Source organism: Lysinibacillus sp. FSL R7-0073, from assembly GCF_038009065.1.
GTDB lineage: Bacteria > Bacillota > Bacilli > Bacillales_A > Planococcaceae > Lysinibacillus > Lysinibacillus fusiformis.
Genome location: NZ_JBBPAS010000001.1, coordinates 1,268,706 through 1,288,836 on the forward strand (window position 1 = coordinate 1,268,706; position 20,131 = coordinate 1,288,836).

Sequence of the window (20,131 nt, forward strand, 5' to 3'; positions counted from 1 at the left end):
AAAGTAGCTTAATACAAGCATTAGGTGCCCATTTAGGGAGAATAGGGAATAAAGTGAAAAGCTTTAGCGGACCCGCCACTGTAAAAGGGAGTTTAATAGTGAAGACCACTAGCAAATTGCTGGGAAGGTACTATGAAATGTTGAACTTAAGCCAGGAGACCTGCCTATTTGCTTTAAGAGGATATAGATGATGGAAAAGTCTGTAGTTTATTTGTCATGACAATAAACTACAGACTTTTTATTTTGTCTTCATGAAAAACGAGAGGAGAAGTGACAATGCAATTATTACAGGACACGATTCAAAACATTCAAGGCGCTGATAAGAATAGTATGGAGCAAGCGAGGCGTCGAATAGATATTCTTTGTAAGCCGCCAGGTAGCCTAGGTAAATTAGAGTCCATTGCTGTGCAACTTTCTGGGATTACAGGACAATTATATCCGGTGATTGATAAAAAGGTGATGATTGTCTGTGCAGCAGATCATGGAGTTTGTAAGGAAGGTGTGACGACGAACCCACAAGATGTTACTTTATTTCAAACATTAAATTTTCCAAAGGGAGGTACAGGCGTTTGTGCGATTGCAAGTGTGACTAATACGAAGGTTGTAACGGTAGATGTTGGAGTAAAGGAAGATATTCCTCTCGATGCGGGCGTAATTGTTCAAAAAGTAAAATATGGTACAGATAACATGGCACAAGGCCCTGCTATGTCTAGAAAGGAGGCCATTCAATCTATTGAAGTGGGGATTCGTGTGGCAACAGACGAAATCACAAATGGAGCTAATCTAATTGGAACAGGTGAGATGGGCATTGGTAATACAACGCCGAGTACTGCGATTTTAGCTGTTTTGACTGGCTATGACCCAATTGAAATAACAGGATTTGGAGCAGGCGTTGGTCAAGGAGGAATTGCTCATAAAGCAAGGGTCATTGAAAAAGCAATTACGCTCAACAAACCCAATCCTACCGATATCATTGATGTTCTAGCTAAAGTTGGAGGGCTAGAGATCGGGGCTATGGCTGGTATCATACTTGCTGCCGCAAGTCACCGAAAACCTGTTGTCATTGATGGATTTATTTCAACGATTGCTGCGCTTATTGCTTATCAAATTGAACCGAAAGTAAAGGACTTTATCATACCTTCTCATGCATCGGAGGAGCCAGGAGCTAAAATAGCCGCTGAATTACTCGGAGTGGAACCGATGCTGCACATGAATATGCGCCTAGGAGAAGGTTCTGGTGCAGCCCTAGTCTTTCCTCTATTAGATGCTGCTTGCTCGATGATGAAAAATATGGTGACGCTGGAAGAAGCAATGAATCTTTTGGCTAAATAGTTACTGAAAAACAATTAAGCGCAAATAGTTAAGGAACTATTTGCGCTTATTCATTTTTTTAATCTATGATAGACTCTATGCCCGATTCAACCTTCGCAAAGGTAAACGCCATTTCATCATATAGGAAAGAATGCGTAAGGATGTTATTACCGCAAATAAAATATAAAGGAAGATATCTCCTGTAAAAACTTCAAATCCAATAACAAGCCCTGCGAGAGCAGCCCAAACACCATAGACTTCGTCACGAAGAACAAGTGGTTTTCGTCTAGCTAATAAGTCACGCACGATACCACCACCTGACCCTGTTAAGACCGCAGCTACAATGACAGCGCTAATCGGCATATCTAGCTTTACGGCGTAGAGTGCGCCTTGAATAGCAAATGCTGATAAGCCAATTGCATCTGTGAAGTTGCCCCAACGATGCCAGTGTTGAATCAAATGATGAGGAAAAATAAAAAATATGGTAATGGCAGCAAGTGCAATTTGAAACATCATATCCTGTCCCCATAATGTTGTGACAGGTAGCCCGATAAGTAAATTTCGAATAGCCCCTCCACCAAAAGCAGTGACGATACCGAGTATATAAACACCGAATAAATCGTATTCCTCTTCCATTGCAATAATTGCCCCAGAAATAGCAAAGGCAATTGTACCGATAATACTAAAAACTTCCCAAGCCATCCCTTTCACCCCTTCTATAAATAAATGAATCTCATTCCTAAAGCTGAAAGATCCTGTAAGTAACAAAATCTATGAATTTAATAGCCAAAATTCATCATTAAATACTCTTCTTGAAATAAGTACGCACATTAGCTTAGCCTAAATTTCGCTGAGAAACAATAGGCAAGTTTTACAGGGGCCTATACAAATTGATAAGATGTTAATGAAATAAAGAAAAACATCTGTCATAAGCGTTCATTACAAGTAGACGATTAAGAAATTCAAGGATAATCGAGGTTCATTTAGATATTGAATAAAGTTTACGGAATAATATGCATGACAATTGTGAAATGGAGAAGAAAAAGAATGACGTTTACATCTAATTTATCAGCATCGACGCTATCTTTAGCGGCAACAATAGAAGAGAGAGTGAGACCTTTTCATGCTAAGGTGGAAGAGATGGCGTTTTATAACCAGCAAAAAGTGCTAGCGGCATTTCGAAAACATCAAGTTAGTGATTATCATTTACACCCATCCAATGGCTATGGCTATGACGATGAGGGACGCGATAATTTAGAGCGTGTCTATGCTGAGGTATTTGGAGCAGAGGCTGCCATTGTTCGACCGCAAATTATTTCAGGGACACATGCAATTACGCTTAGTCTATTCGGTGTGCTACGTCCCGGTGATGAGCTGCTTTATATTTCTGGTCAGCCATATGATACGTTACAATCCATTGTCGATGGTGGTGACAAAGATACAGGTTCCCTGAAGGATTATCAAATCGGTTATTCACATGTTGATTTGCTGGATAATCAAACCATCGATTGGGCCGGTGTGAAAGGAGCCATAACAACAAAGACGAAAATGATTGCCATTCAACGATCAAAGGGCTATGCAACACGCCCATCCTTTTCTATTGCAGAAATTGCTGACATGTGTGCAAAGATTCGTGAGTTAGCACCGGAGGCCATTATTTTTGTTGATAATTGTTATGGTGAATTTGTAGAAAAGCAAGAGCCTACAGAGATTGGTGCTGATTTAATGGCGGGCTCCCTCATTAAAAATCCAGGTGGAGGATTAGCGAAAATTGGAGGCTATATCGCAGGCCGAGCAGATTTAGTGGAGAAATGTGCGTATCGGATGACATCACCAGGAATCGGGGCAGAAGCAGGAGCGACATTAAATACATTAGGTGATTTTTATCAAGGGTTTTTCCTAGCTCCACATGTTGTATCACAAGCATTAAAGGGCGCCATTTTTACGGCAGCTATGCTGGAGGAAATCGGGATGAATACATCTCCAAGTTACCAGGCACATCGGACAGATTTAATACAATCGGTTTCTTTCCAAAGCGCACTGCAAATGATTGCCTTTTGTCGGGAAATACAAACCAACTCGCCAATTAATGCTCATTATGCACCAGAACCTGCCTATATGCCAGGCTATGAAGATGATGTCATTATGGCAGCGGGAACATTTATCCAAGGCTCCAGCATAGAACTTACAGCAGATGGTCCAATACGTCCGCCCTTTACAGCCTTTATACAGGGTGGACTAACATATGAGCATGTGAAATTTGCAATTTGTAGTGCGGTACAAGCTATTCAAAAATAGAGATGAGAAAATGGACAAACCGTAAATTTGAATAGTTTTTTACAATTTTCTCTCGGATTGAAAAAAATAGTACCAACCATGTTAGGAAACCTTACATGGCTGGTTGACAGTGAAAAAATTTCGTTATATGATAAGCGGGTATTGGAGGAGGACTTAAATGAGTCGTGAAATTAGACGAACTATGCCGTTATTATCAATGAGTATTGTAATGCAATTAACTGAGCTCTCGGCACGACAAATTCGTTACTATGAAGAACACCATTTAATTGAGCCGCACCGAACAGAAGGCAACCGTCGAATGTTTTCTTTAAATGACGTCGACACATTGCTTGAAATTAAAGACTACTTAGAACAGGGTATGAATATGGCGAAGATTAAAAAAATATTTGCTAAAAGGAAAGATCCTGTTGCTACAATTGAAGAACAAGATTTAAGTGATTCTGAATTACGTCAAATTATGCGTGAAGAAATGCGTCAAGCACAGCGCATGCAAAAATCATCCATCCGACGAGGGGATTTATCTCGATTCTATTAAAAATAGGGTAGGGTAAACATAAAAGCTAGACAAATTATAGGAGTGTGGAAAACTGTGGGTAAATACACAAAAGAGGACATTAAACGTCTCATCGAAGAAAAGAACGTAAGCTTTATTCGTTTACAATTTACAGATATTCTTGGCACAATCAAAAACGTTGAGATTCCTGTAAGTCAATTAGACAAAGCACTAGAAAATAAAATGATGTTTGATGGCTCATCTATTGAAGGCTTCGTTCGAATCGAAGAATCAGATATGTATTTATATCCTGATGTTGATACTTTCGTAGTATTCCCTTGGACTTCTGAAAAAGGGAAAGTAGCCCGTCTTATCTGTGATGTATACACTGCGAAAGGCGAACCGTTTGCTGGTGACCCACGTAACAACCTAAAACGTATTCTTAAAAAAATGGAAGATATGGGCTTCTCAAGCTTCAATTTAGGGCCAGAGCCTGAATTCTTCTTATTCAAATTAGATGCAAAAGGCGAACCAACATTAGAAGTAAATGACCATGGCGGTTACTTCGACTTAGCTCCAACAGATCTAGGTGAAAACTGCCGTCGTGATATCGTATTAGAGCTAGAAGAAATGGGCTTTGAAATCGAAGCTTCTCACCACGAGGTTGCTCCTGGACAACATGAAATCGACTTTAAATATGCGGACGCTGTTACAGCTTGTGATAACATCCAAACATTTAAATTAGTAGTGAAAACAATTGCTCGTAAACACGGTTTACACGCTACATTTATGCCAAAGCCATTATTTGGTGAAGCAGGTTCTGGTATGCACTTTAACGTGTCACTATTTAAAGGTAAAGAAAATGCATTTTATGATGAATCTACAGAATTAGGACTATCAAATACAGCTATGCAATTTATGGCTGGTGTCCTTGCACACGTACAAGGTTTCACGGCTGTTACAAATCCAACAGTTAACTCTTATAAACGTCTAGTACCAGGTTATGAGGCACCATGTTATGTAGCATGGTCAGCACAAAACCGCTCACCACTAATTCGTATTCCATCAGCACGTGGCCTTTCAACTCGTGTAGAAGTACGTTCAGTGGACCCTTCTGCAAACCCATATTTAGCAATGGCTGTTATTTTAGAGGCAGGTCTAGAAGGTATCCGTCAAAACTTGACGCCACCAGCAGCTATTAACCGCAACATCTATGTGATGTCGGAAGAAGAGCGCCAAGCAAATGGCATTGAAAACCTACCAGCGGCACTTGATGATGCTTTAACATTATTGGCTAAAGATCAAGTAGCACAAGCAGCTTTAGGTGAGCATATTTACGCTAACTTTAAAGAAGCAAAAGAAATCGAGTTTGATATGTATCGTACAACTGTACATCAATGGGAACGCGATCAATATTTAAAAATGTATTAATAACGCATAAAACCGAGTACCTCTGAGAGAGGCTACTCGGTTTTTTTGTTTAAAATAATAAAGGGGCATTACTCGCCCCCACATTATCTATTAATAGCCCATATGTTTATGGGGATGATGCGGCATATGACAAGGGTTAGGTGGCATACCGCACATTGTATGTGTTTCACAGCATTCATTAACAACTGACTCTGTGCATGGGAAGTAGTATTGATGATCAATCATATGTTTGTTCACTGTTGTGACATGTGCTGGTTGTACATGTGGAACAACTGTGTGGATATAATTTGTACGAACATATTGCTCTGGTGGTAAAAATTGTGGTGGATCAAATTGCATTGGCATTGTTTGTGGCGGACAGCAGTGTGGACCTTTTGCCGGATGGCGTCTTCGGTGAAACATGTTATAACCTCCTGTTTTGATAAGTTGTCGTTCATTATTAAGATATGAGATAGACGTCAATAGGGACTATTTATTTGCCTATTATTGAATAGGTAAATCTAACAAGTCGCTGAAATGGTAGAAAATCTAATGTTGATATGCCTACAAATTAGGTGAAAGAATGATCTACCAAAAGCTTTTTTCACATTCTACAGTTGTCACAATGATTGAATCGACCTAATGTTTAAATAATAATCCTCTACAGCTTGGCAGAATTGTGTCGGAATTTTTACAAGTAAATAAAAAACCTAATGCTTCTAAACTATAGATAATCGAGCTGGAAGCGAAGTGAGCATAAAAAATTAATAAAAAAGTATATTTTTTGAAAAAATAGATATTGTCAATAAAACAGTCATACAGTATACTCTTTAATTGATAATGATTATCGTTATTGATTATAACTTAGGAGGAAATGTATGTCGAAATTATCACTACGTAATAAAAATATTTTTATTCTTTTTGCTTTATTATCAATATTATCTCTCTTGATGGTTGGATGTGGAGATAAAGCAACCAACGCTAGTAGTTCACAAGAAACTGATAAAGCCGAAGAAGGTAATACCGAATCTTCTAGCCGTGAAATTACACACGCTATGGGCACTACGACAATTGAAGGAACACCTACAAAAATCGTTACTCTATACCAAGGGGCTACTGATGTAGCAGTAGCAATGGGCATTAAGCCAGTAGGTGCAGTAGAATCTTGGGCTGAAGCACCTTTTTATAATTATTTGAAAAAAGATTTAGATGGTGTTGCGGTTGTTGGACAAGAAACACAACCAAATCTTGAAGAAATTGCAAAGCTTAAACCAGATCTAATCATTGCATCGAAAGTTCGTCATGAGGAAATTTATGATCAGCTATCACAAATTGCACCAACTGTTGCTCATGAAACGGTATTTGATTTCAAAGGTACAGCTGAAATGATGGGTCAAGCAATGAATCAGGAAGAAAAGGTTAAGGAGTTATTTGGAGAATGGGATACGCGAGTTGCTGATTTCCAAACAAAAATTAAAGAGAAGCTTGGCGATAAATGGCCATTCCATGTTTCGGTTGTCAATTTCAGAGCAGACCATGCACGTATTTATGTAACTGGATATGCAGGTTCTATATTGTCGGAGCTTGGCTTCCAAGGTCCTAAAAATTTAACGGATGACTCATTGGAGATCGTCAAGCTAACGGATAAAGAAAGTATTACGCAAATGAATGCTGATGTCATTTATATGTTCATGGAAAATGATGAAGCAGTGAAAAAGAATTATGAAGAATGGACAAATCATCCGTTATGGAAAGAGCTTGATGCTGTGAAGGCAAATCAAGTTTATCAAGTAGATGAAATCAATTGGAATCTAGCTGGTGGATTTATTAGTGCTAATTTAATGCTAGATGATATTTATGACAAATTTGAATTAGATAAATAGAGAAAGTGATTAGGGCTGTTTAAAGAGTTTGAGAATGCTTGAAGGACAGCCCTCTCCTTGTAGTGTTTAACCTATAAAAACCTGCAACTTTTCTCATAAGTTAAAATGTGGATCAAGAAAGTTGGCGCAAAATGAGAATTTTTCTTTCTACTACCTTGATGAAACAAATAGGGTTGTTCATCAGTTGTTTGATCCTTTTGCTGACGTTTATGTTCAGCATAACTATTGGCCAAACATCCATTCCCTTCTCGTCAATCTATGATGCCATTTTTCATTATGATGCTGCTAATAAGGAGCATGTCATTATTCGAACATCTAGATTTACAAGAGCTGTGATCGCTACAGTAGTTGGCGCAAGCCTTGCTATATCGGGAGCATTAATGCGTGCATTAACAAGAAACCCTTTAGCAGCTCCTGATATTTTAGGTATTAATGCAGGAGCAATATTTTTTATTGTCAGTGCCATTACTCTTTTTTCTGTTAATTCCTTAATGAGTTATATGTGGATTGCCTTTTTAGGTGCTGGTGCAGCGGGAGCTATGGTGTTTTTCCTTGGATCATTAGGAAGAGATGGTTTAACACCTATTAAAATAGTGTTAGCTGGTGCAGCGATTACAGCTCTATTTGTCTCGTTTACGCAGGGGCTTTTAGTGATTGATGAGCAAGGTTTACAAAGTGTACTCTTTTGGTTAGCGGGGTCAGTATCTGGTCGAAGCATTGACATGCTTATACCTGTCCTACCATTTATTTTAGGAGGCACAGTCGTGGCAATAGGTATGGGGCGTTCAATAAATATTTTACAATCAGGTGATGATATTGCAAAAGGCTTAGGACAACGAACAATGTTGACGAAACTTACACTCGGTATCATCATTATTATTCTTGCAGGTAGCTCAGTTGCTGTAGCAGGTTCAATTGGCTTTATTGGTTTAATTGTCCCTCATATTGCGATTCATCTTGTAGGTATGGATTATCGTTGGATTATACCGTACAGTGCGGTATTAGGAGCTATCTTGCTGCTGCTTGCAGATATAGCAGCAAGATACGTAATTATGCCATTAGAAATGCCAATTGGTGTAATGACTGCATTAATTGGTGCTCCTTTCTTTATTTATATTGCACGAAAGGGGTTAGCGAAAAATGTCTAACTATAGGACGATTCGAACGAAATCCGATCGCATATCTTTTCAAATCGCCAAAAGAACTTGTTGGATTATACTACTATTAAGCTTATTATTAGTCATCATTACGATTATTGGCTTATCTGCAGGTAGTGATTTTATCCATCCTTTCATAGTAGTGAAGGAATTATTAGGCTACGGGAACGGAGAGTACGATTTTGTCTTACATACATTAAGGCTCCCACGTATATTGATGGCCTTATTAGTTGGTGCTGCGCTAGGAGTTGCTGGTTTAATTTTACAAGGGATCATACGCAACCCTCTAGCTGCTCCAGATATTATTGGTGTAACGAGTGGGGCGTCCATGGGTGCGATTATTTTTATCGTGTACTTTATGGGATCAGTAGGCATTCAATTTTTACCGTTAGCGGCCATTTTAGGTGCCGCTATTATCTCCTTTATCATTTACCTGCTGTCATGGAGAAAAGGTGTCACACCTATTCGCATGGTGCTTATTGGAATTGGGATTTCCGCATTAGCAAAGGCAGTTGTCACTATGCTGCTGGTCATCAGTGAGGTAGCCGCAACAACGAAGGCCTATCTATGGCTCACAGGTAGTTTGTATGGGGCGAATATGACAGATGTCTATTTGCTTTTACCATGGGTGGCTCTTTTATTACCTCTAACATTTGTTTTAGCGAGAACAGTCAATGTGAAGGAATTAGGAGATGATATTGCGATAGGGCTGGGCGTAAAAGTTCAAGTGTACCGTTTGCTTTTTTTACTCATTAGTGTCATGCTAGCTGGTTCTGCGGTTGCTTTTGCAGGTGGAATTGCCTTTGTTGGATTAGTAGCCCCTCATATGAGTAGACTGCTTGTAGGGCGTTCTTTTGCAGGGTTAATACCCGTTACTGCTATAATAGGTGGCATTATTGTCATTGTAGCTGACATAGTTGCACGAACAGCCTTTTTACCAAAGGATTTACCAACAGGTGTCTTTACGGCTGCTATTGGAGCACCATTCTTTATTTATTTACTATTTAGAACGCGCAATCAATAATGTCTAATGATAAATGAGTTAAAAGCGTGAGAGAAGAAGGTGAAGGAATTGTGAAAAACGTCTTAGAAGTACAAAATCTAGATGTTAGCTATGGTGAAAATCTTATTTTGGAAGATTTGAATCTTCAAATACCAAAGGGGAAAATTACGGTACTAGTAGGTGCCAATGGTTGTGGAAAATCCACGCTCCTAAGAACGTTTGCCCGACTGCAAAAACCAAGGTCGGGTGAAATTTTTTTAGAAGATCATCCACTAGATGCCATTTCAACTAAAGAGGTGGCAAAACGTTTAGCCATTCTCCCACAGGGACCTGTTGCGCCAGAAGGATTAACTGTTCAACAATTGATTAAACAAGGTCGTTATCCTCATCAAAGCTGGTTAAAGCAATGGTCTACAGAGGATGAAAGTATCGTGAACAATGCTCTTGAGGTGACACAGATGACCGAATTTGCAGATCGCCCAGTAGATGCTTTATCCGGAGGTCAGCGCCAGCGTGTGTGGATTGCTATGACATTGGCTCAAAAAACAGATCTTATTTTACTAGATGAACCTACAACCTATTTAGATATGGCTCATCAAGTAGAAATTTTAGATTTACTATTTGATTTAAATGAAAATGAAGGCCGTACAGTTGTTATGGTGTTACATGATTTAAACTTAGCCTGTCGTTATGCTCATCATATTGTAGCTGTGCGAAATAAACAGGTGTACACACAAGGTAAGCCAGAGGAAGTGGTAACACCTGAGATGGTACAAGCTGTCTTTCGGATGGACTGTACCATAATGAGGGACCCTCTATTTGGAACGCCATTATGTGTTCCGCATGGTAAGGGGCGTACAGTTCAGATGGAAGCATTTGAGGAGGTAGCGGCCACTTGAACAACAAGCTGTCAGCTGAAGAAATATCAATACTATTAAGCGATTATCGATTGACGTTTGAGCCGGCAATAGACGCTACTTACTCCATAAGTGCCGAAAATTTATTGGACTCTGAACAGGCTCTAGTCTATTTACAAACAATCGCGCCCTTTTTTCAATCTCCCTCTTTATTAGTGACGGCATCGTTATTTGGAAAACGCTATAGTGTCTTGACGATGGCTTCAGCATTCTATGCCATGTCGAGATATGATAAAGGGCTACAAGTTGCTATCGAAAATATTTGGGTGGAAGCAGAAGGTCATGCGAAACCGTGGCTGCCTAAGGTTCGGTACATTGATCATGCAGTGTCAGTACCAACAACAGATCGTAACGCATGGCGAGACGAGGTGCTCAAAGGGATTTTTGCAGATAATCTAGCAAAAGTGTGGCAATCATTAACGAAAATAAGTAAAATCCCAAAAACAATTTTATGGGAAAATACCGCTATTTATGTCAATTGGCTATACGAAACGAAAATTAGAGAAGGGGCCAATGAGCAAGAAATCATTCGCCTACAAGAGGATTATGACTATATTGTAAATCAGGCACCAGGTTCTCTCTTTGGCGAGAAGAAAAATCCTTTGACTAATTATTGTGGACCTAAAGTGACGATAAAGGAATCCGAGCAACCTATACGCTTAAGAAAAACATGTTGTTTCTATTATCATACATCTGACGAAACAAATGATTATTGTATCTCCTGTCCTAAAATCAAAAGGCTCGTCTAACCTCATAAACTATATAATTCCTCAAAGTGAATAAATGACGTGTTTATTCACTTTTTCTTACTTTAAAAATTTCTGTTTGTTATCTTATATAATTGTTATACTTGATTGAAGCATTTGTTGTCTGTATAAAAATTCAGAAAAATGTGAGATTGAACCAATGGTTTTATAGCATTTAAAATAGTTTTATAACACAGTAATGTTATAAAAACATGAATAATGTGAGTATTTTTCTGTTTAAAACTCAAAACCCTATTGTTTTTGTAATAGTACTATAACAGGTTGTGAGGGGAGGTTTTGAATGAACACAACATCTAGAGCTCATAGAACGGTAGATTGGGAAATAGATCAAGTTGCAATTTCATGCTTAATAGAAATGAGGTTTTAATCAAAAAATGAAAAAGTATGCTGTTTCTACATATGTTTATTTTATTATCCCTTCTTTAATTGGTATTTTTCTATTTATGACACCTGTCTTAACAGAAGAAGGCTGGAAGGTACCGATTGCGATTTTAGCAAATGTTTTAGCAACTATTGTTGCTCCTATCATTAGTTATTTTACAATTCTTATGTTTGTCATTTCAGCAATTGGTGCACTTATGGCTAAATTTATTCCTCGTAAAAACGTGAAAGAGCCAAGTATTTTAGATACATTGTTTTATGTTAATTGGTTTTGGACGATTACCCGCTGTATCGGCTTAGTTTTTGCTTCAATGGTTGTCTTTAACTTTGGTCCTTTTGCTATCAACAACGAAAATACTGGTGGACTACTGATGGATCCTACTGATGGATCCTACTGATGGTCTTGTGACATTTTTATTTACCATCTTCTTGTTTGCTGGATTCCTCTTGCCGTTTTTAACTAATTTCGGGCTTCTTGAATTTTTCGGTACAATGATGGTGAGAATTATGCGACCCTTATTTAAAAGTCCGGGACGTTCTTCCATTGATGCCCTTACATCATGGGTCGGTGATGGAACGATTGGTGTGTTAATGACAAGTAAACAATATGAAATGGGGAACTATACCAAAAAAGAAGCAGCTATTATTGCAACAAGCTTCTCGGTAGTATCTATTACATTTTGTATCGTAGTATTGGATACGGTTCATTTGGCACGCTATTTTATTCCATATTATTTAACAGTTGTCTTTTGTGGAATTGTACTAGCGATTATTATGCCCCGTATCTATCCACTTGCACAGAAAGAAGATACATATATAGATGGTACGCCTGTAGACTATTCACGTGAGGAATTACCAGAGGGCTATAATTTAGTCTCACATGGCTTAGAGAATGCACTTGCTGTTGCCCATGCCAATCGTGATCCACGCAAATTTATAAAAGATGGATCTAGAAATGTCATTGATTTATGGGTTGGTGTTGCGCCTATCGTAATGGCTTTTGGGACGATTGCCCTGATGCTAGCTGAATTTACTAGTATCTTTGTGATTTTAGGCAAACCCTTCGAGCCTATTCTAACAGTACTTGGCTTACCAGAAGCGGCAGAAGCTGCACAAACAATGGTTGTGGGCTTTGCAGATATGTTCCTGCCTTCTATTTTAGGTGCGGGTATTGAATCTGATACCACTAGATTCGTCATAGCAGTTGTTTCTGTCACGCAGTTAATTTATATGTCTGAGGTGGGTGGACTTATTTTAGGTACGAAAATTCCGTTGAAATTTTTCGATTTAGTGGTGATATTTATATTACGTACACTTATCTCACTTCCAATTGCTGCATTAGTGGGACACCTTTTATTCTAATCAAAATGCCAAGTCCTAGACGGACTTGGCATTTTTCATGAAATTAATAGCATAGGATTGCTTTACTTGCTTCCATAAAACAAGCGTATAGACAAATAACACTAAGATAATAAGATAACCACTAAGCGTAGGGCTCTCTACATTTCCCATAAAGTTAAAGAAATTATTTAAGCCATGGAAAAGAATCGTAATAATGATCGATTGCCCATCTAAAATAAGTAAAGAAAGAACAAGGCCCACTAAAAGGGCATAGACGATTTGAATAATAGTATCTTCAAGCGATTGCCCACCAAGTAATTGTAAAGCATGTGTAATGCCAAACAATAAACTAGAAATTAATACCGCTGTAAATGCACCTTTGGCAAGAAGCATCCGCAGCATAATGCCCCTAAATACGGTCTCTTCTATAAATGCTACAATAAACACTTGTATTAATAACATAAAAATAAGATCGCTAATTGATGTAAAATTTAATCCTTTTGTACTTACAATGATGATTCCTAAAACGAAAAGTAGCGGTAAAATCATTAATAAATGATTCTTTTTAATGGGATGAAAGAAATACATTTGCCAGTTTTTTTTCATGGCAATATAAAAGAAGAGTCCCAATGCTAGCGGAACTAACATAACAAACTGTAACAAAGGGCCTGATGGTTGTTTAATAGAAACAAAAGCTCCGTTACCAACATAGAAAAGTATGATAAGAAATTCTAAGCCAATTATTTTTGCAATCACTTTTTGTTTCATTTTGTTCATTTCCTCCTAATCATGCTAGCAGTAATTAATAGGAAGACACTTAAAAAGAGAGTGCTTCCGAAAAGAATAGGTAAATACATTCTAAAATGATGTTAAAATCCTCAACATGCAATAAACCGGAATCATTTGATGTGTACTCGGAATAATTAATGAACTATTATCCATTGTAGCAAGTTTTTACCTTAATCACGGATTGGCTTTTTTTGGTGAGATTTACCGATCAAATATGCACTAAAGGGAAGAAAGGAAATAATTTTTATGAGCAGCATACAGACGAGTAAAGTAGCTAGAAAAAGTGAAATAACTTGCAGTGAAGTAGTAGGGAGTAAGGCACTATAGGGTGCTAAATATTCTTGAATAAGCCAGTGAATTAAGAAGATACCAAAGGAATAACGGCTTATGCTATGAATGAAGGACAGCTTAGGCAAAATTTGAGCAAACGCTAAAATAAAAATCGTCATCGCCAACACAAATAGCATCATATCCATTCTTCGTGATGTAATTTGCTGGTCGCCCAAATAGTAATTTATATAGATAATGACTGTTGCAAGTATGACCGATAAAACGGTAAAAAATTTATATTTAACGACATAATACGTGAATCTTTCATAATGACGACCAATGAAATAGGCAAATACAAAATAAGGAAGCCAGCCTACGAAGAGCAGTCGCATAAAATGATCGTTTTCAACGAAATAATCTATATTTAATTTTGCTAATGTCATATAGAGAATCCCCAGTAAGAACATAATAGGAGCAAACCATGTACTGGATAGCTGATATTTTTTCACAATAAAGAAGAGAATATAGAGCTGAAAAATGGTCATGACAAACCATCCAGAAAAATCGCCCAAAATAATGTGGCGATACAAGGCATCCCAAAAATTTTCGTGATAATGAAAGGCTGCATTAGCCGCATATAAAATACCAGCAGCTATAAACGGCATGACGATAAACTGAAATCGATGCCATAAAAAATGGATAGGTAGTTGGTGTTGATAGCGATTAGCTAATATTAAAATGGATAATAAAATGAAAATGGGTGTGGCGGCACATAGCAAAAGTCTAAAAAATTGATAGAATGGTTGATCAATAAAGCCATTAATAATTTCAATATTTGTCGTTGCGTGCAATAGCACAATACTTAAACAAGCAATAGCTCTCAATGCGTTCCACTCGTACACCATCTCAATCACCCTCGATTTCAGTAAATTGGCGGGCATCTCCTGCCAGGATGCAACCTAACTAACTATATGAATTTGGCATTATGGTTACAACCACTCTGCCTTGTCGCTCGAAAATAGTTTAGTTCGCAAATTATTATTAAAAACACCTAGTAAACTTGTCAAAAGCTCCATTTTTGCATATGTGTCACATAACCTCCTTGCATATACTGGGGCAAGAGGGGGGGAGGTGAGCTTTTATGAGAATTAACTGGAAGGTTCGTCTTCAACATATACCATTTTTACTAGGGCTATTTTCATTGTTACTCTTACTCGCACAACAAGTAGGGGCGATTTTCGGCTTTGATTTGACAGCTGCAATGAGTGAGCAAATTGCATCTATTTTAAATACAGTTTTATCTATTCTTGTATTAATGGGTGTCATAGTGGACCCAACGACAAAAGGTACAAGTGATAGTGAAAAGGCATTAATGTATAGGAGACCACGATAAAGTGTTCGAAAAGTGTAATTTTACAATAAGGATAAATATGTTATAATGTTAGAAAATTGATACAGTGGGGAGGATGATTGAATGTCCCTTGAAATGGAACGAAGAGTGGCTAAACTTGAGGAGGAAATGGCGGATTTACGTCAGGAGTTAAGTGAATTAAGGCGAATTCAAAGCAACGAAAAAATAAATACTCTTGATGCTAGACAGTCAATGATTGAGCAATCGGTTCCAATAAAGCCAACACCAACACCAACACCAATACCAAAAGTAATGGTGGAGCAGAAGTCTACCCCAGTCAAAACAGCACAAAAAGAGGTGCAACCACAGCCATCGATGGAGGAACGTGTTATGTGGGCACTTCCAAAAGTATTCATGGTTATTTTAGTTATGGGGGTACTTTGGGGTCTCAAACTTGTTAGTGACTATGGTTATTTATCGAATGGCGTGAAAATCATCCTTGCCTATTCATTATCGGTAGGATTAGCGATTATCGCTTATATTCTGGAACGTAGAAAAGTAGGCTCACCCGCTATTACGGTGTCATTATATGGTGGAGCATTCATTGTTGGTATTTTAACGACTGCAGCTAGTGCCATTTTATACGAAATCATCCATCTCACACCTGCGCTTGGCATTACAATTCTTTATATTGGCTACGGTATTGCCATAAGTTACTTAAAGAAAAATGAGGCATTAACTATTTTTGTTGCTTTTACCTCGTTATTACTACCTTATTTATTAGAATATATGGACTTTAGTGCCGTCATTATTTTACTATTTGTTATCGTTTTATTTGCCATGCTGCAATTGGTTGTCCTACAGCACAAGCAAAAGCTTGCTCTTTATATTTCAACCTTTTTCTCAGTGCTGGCAATAGGTGTTGTAGCATTTATGAATCATGATAAGCAAGTTGTCTTTGCTTTTGGTTTACTTGCTATACTAGCAATCTTTTATGTAAGCTGGTGTCGATTATTTAATGCACAATCTAAATGGAAACCTCTTCATATTGGTCTCCAATTTTCGTTAGGGTCATTTAGTTTATTGCTGATGAACCTGATCATACGTTCACTGGAATATGGAGAAGCAGTGCTACTTATTTTCATTGGTTTATTAATAGCATTAGCGTTTTATAGTTATCGTCAAAAGTGGCAGGAAGTTTTTGATAGTGCTATAACACTCGCATTTATTGCCGTATGTAATACGATACTTATTATGAATATACCTGATAAAGTGGATGATTTACTGTATCCATTGATCGCATTTGCAGGTGTAATGATGAGCTTACGATTACGTGCCAGTATGATGAAGGTAGTCACATCATTTTTCCTTGTGATTACATTGTTGCTAAACTTCATTTTCCATGAACCGACACCATTTATCAGCTTTGATCATTTAAGTCTGTTCATGCCAATTGTTTATCTTGTAGTCATTTATTTGTATGCTAGACGCCCAAAAGAAACGTTATCACCTTTTGAGAAAGTCATGAAGGATTTATATGCTATTGATATTTTAGCAGTAATCGCCACAGGCTACTTCTTAGCTTATATTAGCAAACTAGATACAGCCTATTTCGCGGCAACAAATGGCATTCAGTATTTGATGTGTACCGCACTAGCTGCTTTGTTTGCAGGATCTCTGCTCGTGTCAGAGAAATTCAAAGGGCGTGCTCTAACACCTGTCCTTGGAGCATTCTTTATAGTATTTTCTTTGACGATCAGCACGAAGCCATCTATGATGGATAGCTTAAATATGATGACCAGATTAGTTTATATAGCAGTAATTATGGCGATTATTGTGGACGTTCTAGTAAAGGGTCGTATTTATCGGCTGTATGAAGAGCGAATGGGGAAATATATAGACGCTATTGTTAGCTCAGGTGTCGTTCTCACAATGATCTCGATGTGGGGGCTCGTTCATCAATTTACGTATAGTCATCTACTTGATTGGAAACTAAGTATAGCTCTTACAACGATTACATTATTCCTTACAGCGAGTATTTCGCTATGGCTTAGTTCCACGCAACAATTAAAAACGCTTCGTACAACAGGTTTTGTTATCTTAGTCATTGCGTTTATCAAGCTTATTTTCTTTGACTTATCGGCCCTTGATTTATTAATTAGAGCTGTTCTATTTATAACAATTGGTGGCATTGGCATGCTGTTGTCAGGTAGGTTACTGAGGAAATGAATTGAAGGGATTCCAATTATTTTTGGAATCTCTTTTATATTGTGCTAAACTGATAATACTCTTACTCTACTCCTTCTTTCTTCGTACCGTATGACTTCAAATCTTTTATGAAATATTTTTCAAATACATCACTCATTATCTATGTTCATTGCTTTGAATAACATTCGTTACGTATATTGCCGAGCAAGAATACAATATTTATATGGATAGGCGCATCATACTTATTGTATGGGCGCCTATTGGTTTAGGAGGACATAAATTTGGAAATGGCTTATACAATTATCATTTTTTTAGTTGGTATAGTCTTTGGCTCTTTTTATAATGTAGTTGGCTTACGTGTGCCGCGGAAGGAGTCTCTTGTATATCCTTCCTCCCATTGTATAAACTGTCAGAGACAATTGTCGGTTCTTGATTTAGTGCCAGTATTGTCTTATCTCTTTTTAAGAGGAAAATGTCGAGGCTGTGGCTATAAAATTTCTTTTGTATATCCAGCGATAGAATTGTTGACTGGGGGATTATTCGCCCTTGCTTATTTTGAGCTAAACTGGAGCTTAGAATTTATAGTAGCCTTATCGTTCATCTCATTGTTAGTCATTATAGTTGTTTCAGATTTTACTTATCTGTTAATTCCAGATAAGATTCTTTTATTCTTTTTGCCTTTTTTGGCCATAGGACGTGTACTGTCACCTTTAACACCTTGGTGGGACAGCCTAGTGGGTGCACTCGTTGGTTTTGGCATATTATATAGTATTGCGGTTTTATCGAAAGGTGGAATGGGAGGAGGCGATATTAAATTATTCTTTTTAATTGGCCTCGTTCTAGGTATTATTCATACGCTGTTGACTTTATTTTTTGCTTCTATCATTGGTATGATAGTCGGAATAGTTGTCTTATTGAAGCGTAAACAGGGAAGAAAAACACCTATTCCCTTTGGTCCATCTATTGCATTAGCCGCTTCTATTGTTTATTTCTACGGAGATTCGTTCATCAATTGGTATTTAGGTTTTTGGTAAGTGTTTAATCTTCAATTTTATGGAGGGGAATCAAGTGAAGCCGATTATTGGAATTACAGCTTTTGTAGAAGATGATTTATCAGCTCATTTAAATGCTGCTTACAGCAAAAGTATTATTGAGGCGGGCGGTATCCCCCTCATTATTCCGGTAGGTGTGGAGGAAGATGCTGCTCAAATTTTAGCCCTTACTGATGGCTTATTGCTATCGGGAGGCTATGATGTACATCCTTTTCTATTTGGAGCGGAGCCTTCACCAAAGCTAGGTAAAATTCATCCAGCTAGAGATGCCGTGGAATTAGCATTAATTGAGGCCGCATTTGTACGGAAAATGCCTATTTTCGGTATTTGTCGGGGTATCCAAATATTAAATGTTGCATTAGGTGGGACGTTATATCAGGACATTGATAGTGACCATTATAGTACGAAGCTGATCAAACATATGCAACAAGCTGGTAGGTCAGTAACGACGCATTATGTACAAATTATTGCGGAGAATTTATTAGCGACTATTCTGGAACAAGAGAAAATCGCCGTCAATTCTTTTCATCATCAGTCAGTGAATGTACTAGCGGAGAATTTAAAAGTTGCAGCGAAATCCAGTGATGGCATTATTGAAGCAGTGGTGCATGAGGAATTACCATTCTGTTTGGCTGTCCAGTGGCACCCAGAGGAATTAGCTATAGCGGGAGATCAGCATGCACAAAAGTTATTTGCAGCTTTTGTTGAAGCGAGCTTGAAATTTAAAAAAGAGGCATAGAGAGGTCATTAAAAAAAGAATCCAATAGTTTGTGGATTCTTTTTTTGCGTAAAAAAGAGGATACATGCTCAGTGAAGGAACACAATCCTCAAACTCTCATTTAATTAATGTACACGGCGATAAAGACCAACAACTTGTCCCAAAATTGATACTTGATCAACGATAATCGGTTCCATTGATGAATTTTCAGGCTGTAAACGGAAATGGTTTTTTTCCTTAAAGAAGCGTTTTACAGTAGCTTCATCCTCAGCTGTCATGGCTACAACAATGTCTCCGTTATTGGCGGTTGACTTTTGCTTCACAATCACTAAATCACCATCTAAAATTCCCGCTTCAATCATCGATTCACCCATAATTTCTAGCATGAATAACTGATCCTCACTCGTGCCATATGTATCTGGCAGTGGGAAATACTCTTCAATATTTTCGATAGCTGTAATAGGAGAACCTGCTGTAACCTTCCCTACAAGTGGTACATGGATGACATGTTGCTTTTGGATGGATTCTTCAGGCTCAAGAATTTCAATAGCACGTGGCTTTGTTGGATCTCGACGAATAAAACCCTTTTGTTCTAATCGAGCCAAATGACCATGAACAGTTGAACTTGAAGCAAGTCCAACAGCTTCCCCGATTTCACGGACTGATGGCGGATACCCTTTAGCTCGTACCTCGTCTTTAATGAACGCTAGAATGTCCTCTTGTCTTTTCGATACTTTTTTCATGATTGCTCACCTCTTTTTTCTAATATCATTCTTCTTATT

The 20,131-nt window shown here is 37.9% G+C and carries 18 protein-coding genes, 1 pseudogene and 1 riboswitch; of the genes and pseudogenes, 14 read left to right on the forward strand and 5 right to left on the reverse strand.

Annotated features, from left to right (window positions below):
* Window positions 1-5: 5 nt before the first annotated feature.
* A riboswitch (cobalamin riboswitch) is annotated at window positions 6-182 on the forward strand.
* Window positions 183-276: 94 nt separating this feature from the next.
* Window positions 277-1,332, forward strand: coding sequence for a nicotinate-nucleotide--dimethylbenzimidazole phosphoribosyltransferase (gene cobT / locus MKY88_RS06005; protein WP_340813185.1), 1,056 nt, complete (start codon window positions 277-279; stop codon window positions 1,330-1,332).
* 75 nt (window positions 1,333-1,407) lie between these two features.
* Here cobT and MKY88_RS06010 read toward each other — a convergent pair whose 3' ends face one another.
* Window positions 1,408-2,013: a trimeric intracellular cation channel family protein gene (locus MKY88_RS06010; protein ID WP_069480430.1), complete on the reverse strand. Its 606-nt coding sequence runs from the start codon at window positions 2,011-2,013 to the stop codon at window positions 1,408-1,410.
* Between the two features lie 345 nt (window positions 2,014-2,358).
* On the opposite strand from MKY88_RS06010, the gene MKY88_RS06015 reads away from it, so the two are divergent.
* The 3 genes from MKY88_RS06015 (at window position 2,359) to glnA (ending at window position 5,533) form a co-directional block, all read left to right on the forward strand.
* Window positions 2,359-3,609 (forward strand): methionine gamma-lyase family protein, encoded by a 1,251-nt coding sequence (locus MKY88_RS06015; RefSeq protein WP_340813186.1) that lies wholly within the window; start codon window positions 2,359-2,361, stop codon window positions 3,607-3,609.
* 157 nt (window positions 3,610-3,766) lie between these two features.
* Window positions 3,767-4,144, forward strand: a complete 378-nt coding sequence (locus MKY88_RS06020) for a MerR family transcriptional regulator (RefSeq protein ID WP_008174727.1) — start codon at window positions 3,767-3,769, stop codon at window positions 4,142-4,144.
* Between the two features lie 54 nt (window positions 4,145-4,198).
* Entirely contained in the window at window positions 4,199-5,533 is a 1,335-nt protein-coding gene (glnA, locus tag MKY88_RS06025) for a type I glutamate--ammonia ligase (protein ID WP_193831236.1), read from the forward strand.
* A gap of 90 nt (window positions 5,534-5,623) precedes the next feature.
* Here glnA and MKY88_RS06030 read toward each other — a convergent pair whose 3' ends face one another.
* A complete protein-coding gene (locus MKY88_RS06030) occupies window positions 5,624-5,935 on the reverse strand; it encodes a CotD family spore coat protein (protein ID WP_069480433.1) in 312 nt (103 codons plus the stop codon).
* Between the two features lie 455 nt (window positions 5,936-6,390).
* On the opposite strand from MKY88_RS06030, the gene MKY88_RS06035 reads away from it, so the two are divergent.
* The 6 genes and pseudogenes from MKY88_RS06035 to MKY88_RS06060 all read left to right on the forward strand — a co-directional run bounded on the left by MKY88_RS06035 (window position 6,391) and on the right by MKY88_RS06060 (window position 12,982).
* Window positions 6,391-7,395, forward strand: coding sequence for an ABC transporter substrate-binding protein (locus MKY88_RS06035; RefSeq protein WP_340813187.1), 1,005 nt, complete (start codon window positions 6,391-6,393; stop codon window positions 7,393-7,395).
* Between the two features lie 131 nt (window positions 7,396-7,526).
* On the forward strand, window positions 7,527-8,543 hold the full coding sequence (locus tag MKY88_RS06040; RefSeq protein ID WP_328205410.1) for a FecCD family ABC transporter permease: 1,017 nt from the start codon (window positions 7,527-7,529) through the stop codon (window positions 8,541-8,543).
* The gene (locus MKY88_RS06045; protein ID WP_193831238.1) at window positions 8,536-9,576 is read left to right on the forward strand and encodes a FecCD family ABC transporter permease; all 1,041 of its coding nucleotides are present in this window, start codon (window positions 8,536-8,538) and stop codon (window positions 9,574-9,576) included. The genes MKY88_RS06040 and MKY88_RS06045 overlap by 8 nt, the downstream gene beginning before the upstream one ends.
* A gap of 26 nt (window positions 9,577-9,602) precedes the next feature.
* Entirely contained in the window at window positions 9,603-10,454 is an 852-nt protein-coding gene (locus tag MKY88_RS06050; protein WP_258268024.1) for an ABC transporter ATP-binding protein, read from the forward strand.
* Entirely contained in the window at window positions 10,451-11,221 is a 771-nt protein-coding gene (locus tag MKY88_RS06055; protein WP_328205408.1) for an IucA/IucC family C-terminal-domain containing protein, read from the forward strand. The genes MKY88_RS06050 and MKY88_RS06055 overlap by 4 nt, the downstream gene beginning before the upstream one ends.
* 392 nt (window positions 11,222-11,613) lie before the next feature.
* Window positions 11,614-12,982: pseudogene (locus MKY88_RS06060) on the forward strand (YjiH family protein).
* Between the two features lie 15 nt (window positions 12,983-12,997).
* Here MKY88_RS06060 and MKY88_RS06065 read toward each other — a convergent pair.
* Together MKY88_RS06065 and MKY88_RS06070 are read right to left on the reverse strand one after the other, a co-directional pair.
* Entirely contained in the window at window positions 12,998-13,729 is a 732-nt protein-coding gene (locus tag MKY88_RS06065; RefSeq protein ID WP_328205405.1) for a CPBP family intramembrane glutamic endopeptidase, read from the reverse strand.
* 191 nt (window positions 13,730-13,920) lie between these two features.
* Window positions 13,921-14,925, reverse strand: coding sequence for an acyltransferase family protein (locus MKY88_RS06070; RefSeq protein ID WP_328205403.1), 1,005 nt, complete (start codon window positions 14,923-14,925; stop codon window positions 13,921-13,923).
* Window positions 14,926-15,161: 236 nt separating this feature from the next.
* On the opposite strand from MKY88_RS06070, the gene MKY88_RS06075 reads away from it, so the two are divergent.
* The 4 genes from MKY88_RS06075 (at window position 15,162) to MKY88_RS06090 (ending at window position 19,370) form a co-directional block, all read left to right on the forward strand.
* Window positions 15,162-15,413: a phage holin gene (locus MKY88_RS06075; protein ID WP_025114039.1), complete on the forward strand. Its 252-nt coding sequence runs from the start codon at window positions 15,162-15,164 to the stop codon at window positions 15,411-15,413.
* A gap of 81 nt (window positions 15,414-15,494) precedes the next feature.
* Entirely contained in the window at window positions 15,495-17,600 is a 2,106-nt protein-coding gene (locus MKY88_RS06080; RefSeq protein WP_340813190.1) for a DUF2339 domain-containing protein, read from the forward strand.
* Window positions 17,601-17,860: 260 nt separating this feature from the next.
* Window positions 17,861-18,613 carry a prepilin peptidase gene (locus tag MKY88_RS06085; protein ID WP_328205400.1) on the forward strand — a complete coding sequence of 251 codons (753 nt, stop codon included), beginning with the start codon at window positions 17,861-17,863 and terminating at the stop codon, window positions 18,611-18,613.
* Between the two features lie 34 nt (window positions 18,614-18,647).
* The gene (locus MKY88_RS06090) at window positions 18,648-19,370 is read left to right on the forward strand and encodes a gamma-glutamyl-gamma-aminobutyrate hydrolase family protein (RefSeq protein ID WP_069480444.1); all 723 of its coding nucleotides are present in this window, start codon (window positions 18,648-18,650) and stop codon (window positions 19,368-19,370) included.
* A gap of 104 nt (window positions 19,371-19,474) precedes the next feature.
* Here the strand turns inward: MKY88_RS06090 and lexA are convergent, their stop codons facing one another.
* The gene (gene lexA, locus MKY88_RS06095) at window positions 19,475-20,092 is read right to left on the reverse strand and encodes a transcriptional repressor LexA (protein WP_031419079.1); all 618 of its coding nucleotides are present in this window, start codon (window positions 20,090-20,092) and stop codon (window positions 19,475-19,477) included.
* Window positions 20,093-20,131: the final 39 nt, after the last annotated feature.

Excerpts from the sequence above, each read along its gene's own strand:
- cobT (WP_340813185.1), top strand. The coding sequence starts at position 277 with ATGCAATTATTACAGGACACGATTCAAAACATTCAAGGCGCTGATAAG.
- MKY88_RS06010 (WP_069480430.1), bottom strand. The coding sequence starts at position 2,013 with ATGGCTTGGGAAGTTTTTAGTATTATCGGTACAATTGCCTTTGCTATT.
- MKY88_RS06015 (WP_340813186.1), top strand. The coding sequence starts at position 2,359 with ATGACGTTTACATCTAATTTATCAGCATCGACGCTATCTTTAGCGGCA.
- MKY88_RS06020 (WP_008174727.1), top strand. The coding sequence starts at position 3,767 with ATGAGTCGTGAAATTAGACGAACTATGCCGTTATTATCAATGAGTATT.
- MKY88_RS06030 (WP_069480433.1), bottom strand. The coding sequence starts at position 5,935 with ATGTTTCACCGAAGACGCCATCCGGCAAAAGGTCCACACTGCTGTCCG.
- MKY88_RS06035 (WP_340813187.1), top strand. The coding sequence starts at position 6,391 with ATGTCGAAATTATCACTACGTAATAAAAATATTTTTATTCTTTTTGCT.
- MKY88_RS06040 (WP_328205410.1), top strand. The coding sequence starts at position 7,527 with ATGAGAATTTTTCTTTCTACTACCTTGATGAAACAAATAGGGTTGTTC.
- MKY88_RS06045 (WP_193831238.1), top strand. The coding sequence starts at position 8,536 with ATGTCTAACTATAGGACGATTCGAACGAAATCCGATCGCATATCTTTT.
- MKY88_RS06065 (WP_328205405.1), bottom strand. The coding sequence starts at position 13,729 with ATGAAACAAAAAGTGATTGCAAAAATAATTGGCTTAGAATTTCTTATC.
- MKY88_RS06070 (WP_328205403.1), bottom strand. The coding sequence starts at position 14,925 with ATGGTGTACGAGTGGAACGCATTGAGAGCTATTGCTTGTTTAAGTATT.
- MKY88_RS06075 (WP_025114039.1), top strand. The coding sequence starts at position 15,162 with ATGAGAATTAACTGGAAGGTTCGTCTTCAACATATACCATTTTTACTA.
- MKY88_RS06080 (WP_340813190.1), top strand. The coding sequence starts at position 15,495 with ATGTCCCTTGAAATGGAACGAAGAGTGGCTAAACTTGAGGAGGAAATG.
- lexA (WP_031419079.1), bottom strand. The coding sequence starts at position 20,092 with ATGAAAAAAGTATCGAAAAGACAAGAGGACATTCTAGCGTTCATTAAA.